The following is a 12,766-nucleotide window of genomic DNA, read 5'->3' as shown; positions in this document are numbered from 1 at the left end:
CCAAGTTACCATTTGAACCATTCGATGTCAAGAAAGCAGACTTCATATTTTTTAATTGACCGACCGGTCGGTCTTTGATAAGATGAAATCGTCCAAGAGATAGGAGGGAGCGATTAATATGAATGCCGAACTCAGTATTCCTGACAGTTCCTTGTGCACAAAAGCGACGGAGCTTGTTCTGGAGTTGTCCCCGCAATTTTTGTTCAATCATTCTGTAAGAACGTACCGCTTTGGAGGACTTCTAGCGCAAAGAGAAGGAATGAAGGTGGACCCGGAGCTATTCTATTTAGCTTCCATTTTGCACGATATCGGCCTGACCAAACGCTGTGACCATGGTCATTCCTTTGAGGTGGATGGCGCGGATGCGGCGGAGGAGTTTCTTACGCATCACGGCTATCCCAGAGACAAGATAGACATCGTCCGTGAAGCGATCGTTCTGCATACTTCTCTGCTCGCACAAGAAAAACAGCCGGAGATTGCTCTCGTTCACTTTGGCGCTGGGTTTGACGTTGGGGCATTCCACATTAAGGACCTGCCTTCCAGCAGTGTACAGCAAATTCTTGAAGCGTATCCCCGTCTTGGATTTAAGAAGGCTTTTGCAGAGGTATGGATGTCTGAGGCCAAACGCAAACCCAATATGCTCGCTGACCGGGTGAACAAAGAAATCGGCTTTATGGATATACTGAGCAATGCTCCATTTGAAGAATAAGTGGCTATTAAGCCAGGGAGAGAAGCAATATGGAAGAGATTCGTAAGGTCATAGAATCTAACAATCAATTGTTTGTACAAGCTGTTCAGCAAAAAAACGCCACAGGAATCACAGATTTATACACGAAGCAAGCCATCCTGATCCCAAGCGGTTCCGCCAATATTCAAGGCAGCGAGGCTATTCATTCCTTCTGGGTTACCATGCTCAATAGTGGACTGACCGATCTGGCTTTGGAAAGCAAGGAAATTAAAGCCGGCGGGGAAGATCAAGTACGTGAAAGCGGAATTGCTCACTTAACGCTTCAGAATGGCGAGGAAGAAATTCATCCCACCTCCGGCTATGTGGTTTTGTGGAGATTGGAAGACGGGGCCTGGAAAATAGATATTGATATCATGTTCTAGAAAAAAAGTTATGGAGCCAGCAAGTCTTTCGGTTATAGAAATAAAGACTTGGCTGGCTCCCGTTGTTCTGTTATCGGCAATGGTTCGAAAAAGACATTTGGGGCGGCTCGACATCGATATGTATTACTGCGGGCTTAGGAGAAGCCAGCTTGACGCTCCAAAATCAAGTAACGAGCCTTCAGGTTGGCTGTAAATTTAGTGTAGTGTCTTTGAAAACGGCTAAACTGCATCTTTTTGAACACAAAACGCTTATTCACAGAGAAGTCCTGCTTCTATACAGGAATTTGAGGATGTGCTGAGTGAATTTGAAGGTGAGCGGGAAAAAACCTGTACTTTCGTAGGTATGGTATAAAACGCGTGTTCCTGCACGACCAAAAGATGCACAATTTCAGGTATTCTGCATTATCCTGCTTCCATTTTGAGAGTGGCCCCGTACACCTGCCTGACTCCACCACAGAAACAAAGGGCGTCCAGCAGCCTTTTCCATAGTTTATGGGGCACCATCAGATAAAAACCTTCACTCCTCCTCCAGCAGCTCGCGCAGCATGCCCTCGCGGTCATTCATGAACGCCTTGGTCACCGCGTAATGCTCCGTTTCCTCTAAAGAAACTTCCCGGATTCCTTCCCCTTCCAGCAGCCAAATATCCGCCCCCGGATAGGACATCAGAATCGGCGAGTGGGTAGCGATGACGAACTGCGAGTCGCTGCGCACCAGCTGATGCATGCGGGCCAGCAGCGACATTTGCCGCAGAGGCGACAGCGCGGCTTCGGGCTCGTCCAGGATGTACAGGCCGCGTCCGCTGAACCGGTACATGAAAGCGGCGAAGAAGGATTCGCCATGCGACTGCTCATGCAGCGATTTGCCCCCGTAAGAATGTTGGATACCCAGCTCATCGATATAAGAAGCCACGTTATAAAAGCTTTCCGCTCGCAAAAAGAACCCGTCTTTCGGCCGTTTGACCCCTCTGGCGATTCGGAGATATTCATATAGGACAGAGTGGGAGGGACGGGTCTCGAACGAAAAATTCAGCGTCCCCCCTTCGGGATTAAATCCCCAGGCGGCGGCGATTCCCTCCAGCAGTGTCGATTTGCCGCTGCCGTTCTCTCCCACCAGGAAAGTAACCGGATTCCTGAACACAAGCCGCTTCAAAGAACGGATCACCGGCAGTTGAAAAGGATAGGAGCGGAAGGAGGGAACCTTGTTCCTCAATAGCTCCATATGGCGTAAATACAGCTTGTCGTTCTCCATTGTCATGCTCCTCCCCGCAAGACTGCTCCGAGCCGCGCTTAGGCCCAGTTCCTGTTTCTACCACTCTATCATCAGGAGTTCCTAAAGTCCAAGTCAGAGTCCAGGCCTAGATATGCAGCTTGTACGGTTGCCAGAGGGCATCTGCCAATTTATTGCGATGACGGACAGGTGTCCATGAGGCGGATATCTCCGAAGCATATAACTATACTGTCATCAGATTACGACAGGGCAGGGTGAGGCTGTGAAAGCGAAAATAAAGCAGGAGGGAAAACAGGGCTACCGTGACGGCTACCGCCAGGGCTACCATCTGGGTCTGTGCGAAGCTGTGAGACAGCTGAATCCGGGTACTGCAGGTGCTCAGCGTCCCTTAAGGTTAATGTATGTCCCGCAGGGATTCGATGCGATCGATGCCGGGGTATCAGAGGCGCTGGCCGGGCTCGTTACCGAACTGATTGTATGCCCGCCGCATGCCATGCTGGAGACCGCCGCCCGGGAATCTCCGGAAGCGGTGCTGGTCATGAATGGGCTGCATGTATTTCCGGATGACCATCTGGAGCAGATCGCGGAAATCCGCAGGCGGGGCATTTCCACCGCCATCTGGTTTGTCGACGATCCTTATTTTACGGAGGATACGGCTGTTCTTTGCCGGCATTACGATCATGTGTTCACGCATGAGCTTGGATGTCTGGATTTTTACCGGTCCCTTGGAGCGGATTCGGTGCATTATTTGCCGCTGTGCGTTAATCCGGGAATGTTCAATCCCCGCCGCATCGGACCGGCGTATTGCTATGACATCGTTTTTATCGGCAATGCTTTTTTCAACCGGACTGAGCTGTTTGACCGCCTGACCCCGATATTGCTCCGTCACCGGACGTTTATCGCCGGCGGGTTCTGGGAGCGGCTGAAAAAATTCGACATGCTGTCTCCGCTCATCCACAAAGGCTTTATTCCGCCGGAGGAGACGGCGAATTATTACAGCGGCGCGAAGCTTGTGATCAATATTCACCGCCCCTGGGAATCGGGACAGGATAACCGCAATTCATACCGGATTCCCGCAAAGTCCATCAATCCGCGCACCTATGAGATCAGCGCTTGCGGCGCGATGCAGATTACGGATGTCCGCGAGGATCTGACGGAACATTACCGGCCTGGATATGACCTGGAGACCTTCAGCTCGCCCAGGGAACTGGAATCCAAAATTGAATATTATCTCAAACATGAGAAAGAGCGGCGGACTTTCGCCTTGAGAGCTCTGCGGACAACACTTCGGAATCATACCTTTGCGGCTCGGCTGCCAAAGCTGCTTGATGTGATCGACGAGGCGCGAGCGAGACATTAATTAAACAAAGGAGCGAGGCACGATGAGCAAAGAATTCATTCTTCCTGTTCCGCCGCTTCCCCTTACGCCGGCTGAGCAAGCGAAGCTGGAGGGAAGGCTGAACGGCTTTAAGAACGGCTATGCCGAAGGTTATTTGCGCGGACGCTTAGCCATTCTGGACGGCCGCCCCGAAGAGCCGCTGCCCGTACGCGATATACATGTTATGTATGTCGGTTCCGGCAAAGGCTACCCCTATTCCCCGCTGGATGAAGCCGTACTGACATCGCTGCAAAGCCTGACGGCGGAAGTAACGGTAACGAATGTGCATCAGAACCTGGTAGAACTGGCCGGCGCCAAGCGGCCGCACTTGGTCCTTGTGCTCGACGGTATGGAACTGCCGCTGGAACAAATCGACCAGATCCGGGGATTGGGTATCCTTACGGCAATCTGGCTTACAGATGATCCTTATTATACTGATTTTACACTGGGTATCGTGAATCACTACGATTATGTATTCACGCTAGAACGAAACTGCGTCGAATATTACCGGCAGCTTGGCTGTGCGGAGGTCCATTATCTGCCGTTCGCGGCTTACCGGCCGCATTACCGCCCCACGATCTCCCGCTCGCCGATATCGCGCGAGGTAAGCTTCATCGGCTCCGCGTATTGGAACCGGGTCAATTTCTTCCGGGAAATCATGCCGCAGCTGATGGAATTCAATACGGTTATCAACGGAATATGGTGGGATCGCCTTCCGGAGGCCTCGCTTTATGGGGACCGGATCGAGGTCGGAAAGTGGATGTCTCCGCAGGAGACGGCTGCCGCTTACAGCGGATCAAAAATTGTGATCAATCTGCACCGCTCCCATGTCGATGATGCATTCAACAACAATACACTGGCGATTTCGGCGGCTTCGCCGAATCCGCGGACCTTCGAGATTGCGGCCAGCGGAACGCTGCAGCTAAGCGATGTACGGGATGATCTGGCCTCCTTCTACAATCCGGGAGAGGAGATTGTAACGTTCAGCACACCGCAGGAGATGATCGACAAAATCCGTTATTACCTGACGCATGAGGAGGAGCGTCAAGCGATAGTGCTGAAGGGGCTGGAACGGACACTCCGGGATCACACGTATCCGAAACGGGTTAATCAGTTGTTGGCCACTATTTTCGGATAAATATCCGCCGGGCTCCGGGTCTGCCGATTTATACTCCTGCCGAGGGCGGTTGTCATGTCCGCTGCCGCTGCGGGCCTCATACGATAAGTCAAGACAAAATCCGGTAAACGCTGGATCATTTCAGGGGGCTTCTGTCCGGTGCGGACCTTGGAAAGCGGCAGGGGGAGTCTTTCTTTTCGGGCGGCGGAACCGCAGGAGGTTTCTGCTAACGTCCGGGCAATGCATACCTAACAGGGAGGTGAGCGGCCGCTCCGAATCATCTGTTCGGAAGCGCCAATACGCCAATGGCTGATAAAGCTGCCGTTGTCCTTTTTTCCCATGTATCCAATGACAACAGCATAACCGGCGCCGAAAAGCTGCTGCTGTTCTTCGCCCGGGAACTGTCCTCCTACTTTGACTGCCTGCTTGTCGCGCCTCAGGAAGGGAAGTTGACGCGTCAGGCCCGCCGCAGCGGAATAGCGGTCGAACTGCTGCCGATTCCGCTGGTGTACGGCATGTATACCCCCTATGCGGGACTCGAAGAGGACATCAAGTCGTTTCAGAACGGCAGGGAGTTCAAGGAGCTTCATGCATGGCTGGCTAAGCGGCGTCCAGCCTTCATCGTAACGAGTACGTGTGTACATGTTCTGCCGGCTATTGCCGCCAAATCGCTGGGCATACCAGTGGTATGGAAGATCAGTGAGATTATTACCGAGAACGAGCATACTTCGCTGAGCATCAATGTGATTAATCGGTTCAGCGACCAGATCCTCTGCATATCCCAAACGGCGGCTCTTTATTTTATGGAGGAAATACAGGCAAGTAAAATCGCGCTGCTTCCGCCTACATGGGATGACAAGGATATGATGACGGCGGCGTGGAGCAAGCTGAGGGGAGAGCGGCGGCGGGAGCTGCGTATCAAGCCCGTAAATCGGCTCGTCGGTTACATCTCTTCCTTTATTATCGAGCAAAAAGGGCTGGAGCATTTCATCCGCATGGCCGTACTTGTGGCAGAGCAGCATCCGGAGGCGCGTTTCCTGGTTATTGGCGAGCCGCGCGACAAGGATTACTACAACCGCTGCAAACAGAAGGTGAAGCTGGAGGGTTTGTCTTCCCGCTTTCGGTTCGCGGGCTATGAGAAATCGCTTTCCGAGTCGTACTGCGCCATGGATGTGCTGGTCGTTCCGAGCCTCGTCCGCGAGGGATTTGGCATGACTGCGATGGAGGGCCTTGCCTTCGGCAAGCCGGTCGTCGCCTACGATTCCGGCGGGCTGGGCGAGATCATGCGGGCCGTAGATTGCGGCGAAGGCCTGGTTCCGCCGGAGAATATCGAAGCGCTTGCGGAGCGTGTGAAGGCCCTGCTCGCGCAGCCTGTGCTGGCGGCGACGATTGGCGCCCGGGCACGTGGCCGCGTGATCGCCGCCTATGGCCCGGCGGCTTACCGCGAGCGCCTACGCGCTCTGGCGGAGGCGTGGCGCCTCCGCTGGGCGAGCGCCGCCCCGGCGGAGCCGCCCGCCGGCGGGGCCGCAGCCGCGGCGCCCGAGCAGGCGCCGCAGCGCAGACGCCGCGCATCGAAGCGGCGCGGCCGACTCCGGCGCGGCCCCGCCCGCAGCGCCGCTCCGCCCCGCAGCGCGCGGCGGGCGAAGCGCCCCAGCCGCACGTCCCTGCGGCGGCGGAAATCCCGCAAGCGCCGCAGCGCTGCGGCGCGGCGCCGGTAGCGGCGTCAGGGCCGCCAGGCTGCGCCGGGTTAATCCGGGCTTTGCGCTTACCGCCGTCTGGACCGCTCCCATTAGCGCTTGCGCCGAGCAAATAGAAGGAAATACTCCCTCTAATTTTTTAGAGTCAACCTTTTTACAAAGTATATAGTGGAAATCTTCCGGTTAATTTCTGCATTTTTCCTCAGTTCCGTTCAAATCGGCGCATTTAACGGGAGAAATTCCAGTTAACCTAAGAATTCTGCTTTAATCGGCGTGATTAGACGGAGGAAATCCCTTTAATTAGCGTGGCGCAACTTAAAAACTCCGGCTCGCCGGCAGTACCGCAGCCCCTGGAGTCCGGGTCTGGCTCATTACCGATTCCCGGCCTGCCCTTGCATACTTCGCCGGGGTTCGCGCACGGCCTGCCTGCCGGTCCTGAAAATAAATCATCATCAAGATTCAAGCAGGGGAGTGAACGCATGAAAATCATGACCATTCTGGGCACGCGCCCCGAGATCATCCGCCTGAGCGTAATTATTCCGCTTCTGGACCGGTATGCGGACAGTCATGTGCTGGTGCATACGGGCCAGAATTTCACTGCCAGTCTGAGCGGCATTTTCTTTGAGGAATTGGGGCTGCGGGCGCCGGATTACGTGCTTCAGGAGAAGCAGGCGGGAATTGGCGGACAGCTTGCCGCCATGTTTGGCGGGCTGGAGCCGATCCTGCTGAAGGAACGGCCGGATCGCGTTCTGCTGCTCGGCGATACGAACAGCGCACTGTGCGCCATTCTGGCCGAGCGGATGGGCATTCCGGTCATTCATATGGAAGCGGGCAACCGCTGCTACGATCTGAATGTGCCGGAAGAGAAGAATAGGCGCGTCATCGACGCTGTCTCGACCATTAACATGCCCTATACGCCGCAGAGCAAGCGGCACCTGGCAGCCGAAGGAATTCCGAATTCGCGGATCATGCTTAGCGGCAACCCGATTCATGAGGTTATGACGCATTACGCTCCGCAAATTGCGGCCAGCGATATTCTGAACCGGCTTAGTCTTGCGCCGGGGCAATATTTTCTCGTTACGGTGCACCGCGCCGAGAACGTCGATCATAAGGAGCCGCTGATGGAGATCATGCAGGGCTTAAACCTGATCGCCGAGCACTTCGGAATCCGCCTCATTTGCAGCATCCATCCCCGCACCCGATCGAAGCTCTCAAATTCCTTTCCGCTGCAAATGCATAGCCTTGTCGAATTTTATGAGCCATTTGGTTTCTTTGATTTTGTCGCCTTGGAGAAGAATGCGCGCTGCGCCATCACCGACAGCGGCACCGTTCAGGAGGAATGCTGCCTGCTGGGCGTGCCAACCGTTACGATCCGGCGGACGACCGAGCGGCCGGAGACGGTGGACTGCGGAAGCAATGTCGTCTCTGGAGTGGACAGCGAAAGTATTTTGCGGTGCGCCCGGCTGATGACCTCGATGAGCCGCGAGTGGGAAGTCCCTGACGGCTATCTGGATTCGGATGTATCGCACAAGATCGTCAAATTTTTACTTGGAGGGAACCTGTATGTTCAATAATCAACGGATTGCGGTTATCGGCGGTACCGGTTCCTGGGGACATGAGCTGGTCCGGCAGCTTCTGCCGCAGAATCCGAAGGAAATCATTATTTTCTCTCGCAGCGAATCCGCCCAGGTAGCCATGAGCCGGGAATTCGAGGACAGACGGTTAAGCTTTGTCATCGGTGATATCCGCGATAAGGAAGCTCTCATTGCCGCATGCCGGGGGGTGGATTACTTGTTCCATCTGGCGGCGCTGAAGCATGTCCCCGTCTGCGAGGATCAGCCCTACGAGGCGCTCAAGACGAACGTCATCGGTACTCAGAATGTCATTGAAGCGGCGATAGCGAACAAGGTGGAAAAAGTGATTTATATCTCGACTGACAAGGCGGCCAATCCATCCAACTTTTATGGTATGACCAAGGCTATCGGCGAGAAGCTGATCGTCTATGCGAATCTGCTTGGGTCAAGCACCAAGTTCGTTACTGTCCGGGGCGGGAATGTGCTTGGAACGAACGGCAGCGTCGTCCATTTGTTCATGAAGCAGATTCGGGACAAAGGCGAAGTGCGGATTACCGATTTCAATATGACCCGGTTCTTCCTGACGCTGAGCGATGCGATTTCCCTGCTGTTCAAAGCTTCCGAGGTCAGCGTGGGCGGCGAGATTTTCGTAATGACCATGCCGACCTGCCGGATTGCCGATTTGGCTGAAGTGCTCATCGAGGCCTCCGATAGACAAGACGTTAGAATGATCGAGACAGGCATTCGTCCCGGGGAAAAAATCAATGAAATTCTGATGAGCGATTTCGAGAGCCTGACGACCGTTGTATACGACGAGCAGTATCTTGTTATATTGCCTACGCTTAATATACCTCATCTGAAGTCGCGCTATCAAAATTGCGAGCCGGTGTCCTTCAGCAGCTTTAGCTCCGGGAATAATCTGATGTCCAAACAAGAAATCAAGGACATCCTGATCCGGGGAGGTTTCCTGCAATGAAGCTGCTGATCCTCGGCGGAAATGGCATGGCGGGGCATATGCTGGCAGATTACTTCCGCCTTCAGGGCAAGCACCAGGTTTTTTATACAACCCGGGACAAAAGCGATCAGCAAGGACTCCTGCTGGATGCCGACGATATTGCGACTGTGGAGAGAACAATAGCTATTGTCTCGCCCCACTGCATCATTAACGCGCTGGGCGTACTTAACCAATCCGCGGAAGAGCATAAAATCGCCGCCTATCACATCAACGGCTTTCTTCCCCACCGTCTGCGGCGGGCCGCTGACACCATATCCGCCCGGCTGATCCACATCAGCACAGACTGCGTGTTCGAAGGAACACGCGGCGGCTACACAGAGGAGGACGCGCCGGACGGAACCTCTGTCTACGCCATTACGAAGGCGCTCGGCGAGGTTTGCAATTTTGGCCATCTGACGATCCGCACATCGATCATCGGGCCGGAAATCCGCAAGAACGGCATCGGGCTCATGGAATGGTTCCTGGCCCAGTCCGGCAAGGTTCCCGGCTACCGCCGCGTCATGTGGAACGGGGTGACAACGCTGGAGCTGGCCAGAGCCATCGATTGTATGCTGGATTCGGAGGTGTCTGGCTTGATTCACCTGGCCCATCCTCAGCCGGTCAGCAAATACGAGCTGCTCATAATGATTCAGGAGGCCTTTCACAAGACCGACGCCGAGATTGTTCCCGATGACCGGCATGTGCAGGACCGTACTTTGCTCACCACGCGCAGCGATGCAGTCTTTCATCTGCCTTCCTACTCTGAGATGCTCTCCGAGCTGGCGGAATGGATACAGCAAAGCCGGCGATATCCATGACCGGCAGAAGGCTGCTGATTACCGGCGCCGGCGGCTTTACGGGCCGCCATGCCGCCGCTTATTTTGCGGCGGAAGGAGCGGAGGTAATCGCCGTGCTGCGGACAGCGGTCCCCGGCGAATCCCGGGAACCGTTGTTTCCGGAAGACGTTAGGACGTATATTTGCGATTTGAACGACGGCGAAGCCGTGAAGAAGATGATAGAGGATACCGCTCCAAGCGAAGTGCTTCATCTGGCGGGGAAAAATTCCGTACCGGAGTCGTGGCGGAAACCGGCTCAATATCTGGAAACCAATGTAATGGCGGCCGTGTACCTGCTTGACGCGCTGCGCTCCCGTAATGAAGTCCGTCTGCTGGTGGCGGGATCACGGCTGAAGTTCAATCCGGGAGCCGGAGAGCCGCTGCATCCATACAGCCTCAGCAAGACACTGGAAGAACTCATGTCCTTGTCCTGGGGAAGACTATTCCGGCAGCAGGTGCTGATCGCGGAGCCCTGCAACCTGATCGGGCCTGGGCCTTCCACGGGCTTCTGCTCGCTGCTGGCCGGACACATTGCCAGAAGCGAGCAGGGGGGCACCCAGCTGCCGTTCCGGTTATCTTCCCGGCAGGCGCAGCGGGATTTTCTTGATGTCCGGGACGCCGTCCGCGCGTACGATTGCATCTTGAAGCAGGGAGAGCCGGGCACCACGTACCGGATCGACTCGGGAAAGCCGCGCAGTTTGGGCGAGATTGCGGAGCGCATGCTGAGCCTGACCCGGGCGGATGTGCGGGTGGATTGGGGAACGGAGCCCAGCCAAGAGCCGGAGAATGCCCCCGTTTTGGATGCGCCGCCTATACAGGCAGGCGCTTCTGGCTGTGAGGCGCCGCACTGTCAGGCGCAGTCCCGCTCCTTTGCTGCACACGCTTCCGCCTTAAACTGGCGCCCCGAAGTGCAGCTGGAGCGCTCGCTTGCCGACATTCTGGAATATTACCGCAGCAACCGGAAAGGAGCATCGCCATGAACGCGAAAGTGTCGGTTATTATCCCGTTTTATAACTGTCCGTATATTGACCAGGCGCTGCAGAGCGCGCTGTCCCAGTCCCAGGCTCCTTATGAGATCATCGTCGTCGACGACGGCTCCACTATTCACAGCGACAGAATTGCTCCATATCGCTCCCATCCCAATATTCATTATTTGGGCAAAGCCAATGGAGGCACCGCGTCTGCGTTAAACCACGGCATTCTTCATGCCACCGGCGACTATGTCGCCTGGCTCAGTTCGGACGATGTCTTTTACCATGATAAAATTAGAAACCAGTCGCTGTTCATGGAGAATAACCGTCTGCTGATTTCTTACACCAACTTCAATTATATCAATGCCGCATCCCACCTTGTTCAGCTTAATGCCGGAGCCGTTTTTGACAATCGGCTTGATTTCCTGCGCTGCTTTCTTCAGGGAAACCCGGTAAACGGCTGCACGGTTATGATCAAAAAGGAACTGTTCGGCGCTATCGGCCTATTCGATGAATCGCTTCCCTTCACGCATGATTATGATTTATGGTTCCGTGCGGTTCTGAACGGATATCCGCCCGTGATGCTGAATCAATCCCTGACTGGTTACCGACGCCATGACGGTATGGGCACAGTGAGACATCACGACCGGATTATGCATGAAGTATCGGCATTAAAAGCGCGATACAGCACACCGCTGCGAAGTCTGATTACATCTTTGGGAGGATGAAAGAGAACCAGCATGCCAAATCCTTTCAGCATAGCCCGCCCGCCCCGAAGCCATCCTAAAGATTGTTACACAGCAATCATAACGAGTGGAGGGTGAATGCATGTTGCGATCAAGAATTGGCTTGTCCGTCTCCGCCGCCCTGCTGTTGGGGATGGCCGGAATCGCGGGCTGTGCAAACTACCAGAATACGGCGGGGAATTATGGCGTGCGGAGTGTGAATGATGGTGTACGCGTGAGTGATGGTGTACGCGTAAATGATGGTGTACGGGGTGTACAAGATGGCCGCCTGAATGTGAATTCGGTCCGGGACGGGCATACGATCGACAGGCTGAGTTTGGATCAGAAGCTCGCTGATCGCGTGGCTGCCATGAAGGAGGTGCGAACAGCCAATGTGCTTACCTCTGGCCGCAGCGCTTATGTAGCTGTAACGCTGGAAAATAATGTGACCGGGGGCATGCGGGCAAAAGGCGGCAACATATACGGTACGGACATGCTGCCAGGCAGCACTGGATACGGAACAGGATACGGTACCGGTTACAGTACCGGAGTCGGTCCCAACTACCCGACACGGGGGACCAGCATGCCGGGAGCTGTTGCCAATAACAACAGAAGTTTGACGGGAGCCGGCGCAGCGATACCCGGCCCGACGGGGACCGGCGCAGCGATACCCGGCCCGACGGGGACTGGCGCAGCGATACCCGGCCCGACAGGGACCGGCGCAGCAATACCCGGCCCGACAGGGATCGGCGCACCCGGCCCGACAGGCCGTGGAGGCTTTTTGCCATTTGGCGGGGTGACTACGGGAACCGGGGCGGCAACCGTTGAAGATGTGCTAACCAAAGAAGTTAAGGCAAAGATCGCAAATGTCGTCAAGAAGAATGCGCATGGTATCGACCGGGTGTACGTCTCGGCCAATCCCGATTTCGTTCAGCGCGTGAACAGCTATGCCGCACAGGCACGAGCCGGACATCCGCTGCAAGGCTTTGTAAATGAATTCCGCGTACTGGCAGAGCGCATCTTTCCGGTTCGCACTGGGGATTATATGCACAGATAAGGGATTATTTCTATAGAATACGGCAAAACGCAGAGGTTCATTCCCTTTCGGAAAAGCCTCTGCGTTATACATAAAAAAG

The 12,766-nt window shown here is 55.0% G+C and carries 12 protein-coding genes; 11 read left to right on the top strand and 1 reads right to left on the bottom strand.

From position 1 onward, the window contains the following. Positions 1-118: 118 nt before the first annotated feature. Both VK70_RS16520 and VK70_RS16515 read left to right on the top strand, forming a co-directional pair. Entirely contained in the window at positions 119-709 is a 591-nt protein-coding gene (locus VK70_RS16520) for an HD domain-containing protein (protein WP_025698593.1), read from the top strand. A gap of 29 nt (positions 710-738) precedes the next feature. Continuing rightward, positions 739-1,110: a YybH family protein gene (locus tag VK70_RS16515; protein ID WP_025698591.1), complete on the top strand. Its 372-nt coding sequence runs from the start codon at positions 739-741 to the stop codon at positions 1,108-1,110. Between the two features lie 517 nt (positions 1,111-1,627). On the opposite strand, the gene VK70_RS16510 is transcribed toward VK70_RS16515, so the two are convergent. Continuing rightward, positions 1,628-2,359, bottom strand: coding sequence for an AAA family ATPase (locus VK70_RS16510; RefSeq protein ID WP_036642157.1), 732 nt, complete (start codon positions 2,357-2,359; stop codon positions 1,628-1,630). A 241-nt stretch (positions 2,360-2,600) separates the two neighbouring features. Here VK70_RS16510 and VK70_RS16505 point away from each other — a divergent pair, with 241 nt between their 5' ends. The 9 genes from VK70_RS16505 (at position 2,601) to VK70_RS29235 (ending at position 12,687) form a co-directional block, all read left to right on the top strand. Continuing rightward, positions 2,601-3,698: a CgeB family protein gene (locus VK70_RS16505; protein ID WP_025698588.1), complete on the top strand. Its 1,098-nt coding sequence runs from the start codon at positions 2,601-2,603 to the stop codon at positions 3,696-3,698. Positions 3,699-3,720: 22 nt separating this feature from the next. Then, a complete protein-coding gene (locus VK70_RS16500) occupies positions 3,721-4,854 on the top strand; it encodes a CgeB family protein (protein WP_052756011.1) in 1,134 nt (377 codons plus the stop codon). A gap of 284 nt (positions 4,855-5,138) precedes the next feature. After that, complete coding sequence (locus VK70_RS16495) at positions 5,139-6,551, top strand: glycosyltransferase family 4 protein (RefSeq protein ID WP_046723524.1); 1,413 nt, start codon at positions 5,139-5,141, stop codon at positions 6,549-6,551. 458 nt (positions 6,552-7,009) lie between these two features. Next, positions 7,010-8,104 (top strand): non-hydrolyzing UDP-N-acetylglucosamine 2-epimerase, encoded by a 1,095-nt coding sequence (wecB, locus tag VK70_RS16490; RefSeq protein WP_025698235.1) that lies wholly within the window; start codon positions 7,010-7,012, stop codon positions 8,102-8,104. Continuing rightward, positions 8,094-9,080, top strand: a complete 987-nt coding sequence (locus VK70_RS16485; RefSeq protein ID WP_025698237.1) for a polysaccharide biosynthesis protein — start codon at positions 8,094-8,096, stop codon at positions 9,078-9,080. The genes wecB and VK70_RS16485 overlap by 11 nt, the downstream gene beginning before the upstream one ends. After that, a complete protein-coding gene (locus VK70_RS16480) occupies positions 9,077-9,916 on the top strand; it encodes a dTDP-4-dehydrorhamnose reductase family protein (protein WP_046723522.1) in 840 nt (279 codons plus the stop codon). The genes VK70_RS16485 and VK70_RS16480 overlap by 4 nt, the downstream gene beginning before the upstream one ends. Then, entirely contained in the window at positions 9,886-10,914 is a 1,029-nt protein-coding gene (locus VK70_RS16475) for an NAD-dependent epimerase/dehydratase family protein (RefSeq protein WP_046723520.1), read from the top strand. The genes VK70_RS16480 and VK70_RS16475 overlap by 31 nt, the downstream gene beginning before the upstream one ends. Next, positions 10,911-11,633: a glycosyltransferase gene (locus VK70_RS16470; protein WP_025696676.1), complete on the top strand. Its 723-nt coding sequence runs from the start codon at positions 10,911-10,913 to the stop codon at positions 11,631-11,633. Before VK70_RS16475 ends, VK70_RS16470 begins: the two co-directional genes overlap by 4 nt. 100 nt (positions 11,634-11,733) lie before the next feature. After that, on the top strand, positions 11,734-12,687 hold the full coding sequence (locus tag VK70_RS29235) for a YhcN/YlaJ family sporulation lipoprotein (protein ID WP_025696677.1): 954 nt from the start codon (positions 11,734-11,736) through the stop codon (positions 12,685-12,687). Positions 12,688-12,766 lie beyond the last annotated feature (79 nt).

Origin of the sequence: Paenibacillus durus ATCC 35681, assembly GCF_000993825.1 — a bacterium.
GTDB classification, from domain to species: Bacteria; Bacillota; Bacilli; order Paenibacillales; family Paenibacillaceae; genus Paenibacillus_AQ; species Paenibacillus_AQ durus_B.
The sequence above is the reverse complement of the archived record's forward strand: the minus strand, read 5'-3'. Positions and strand labels throughout refer to the sequence as shown.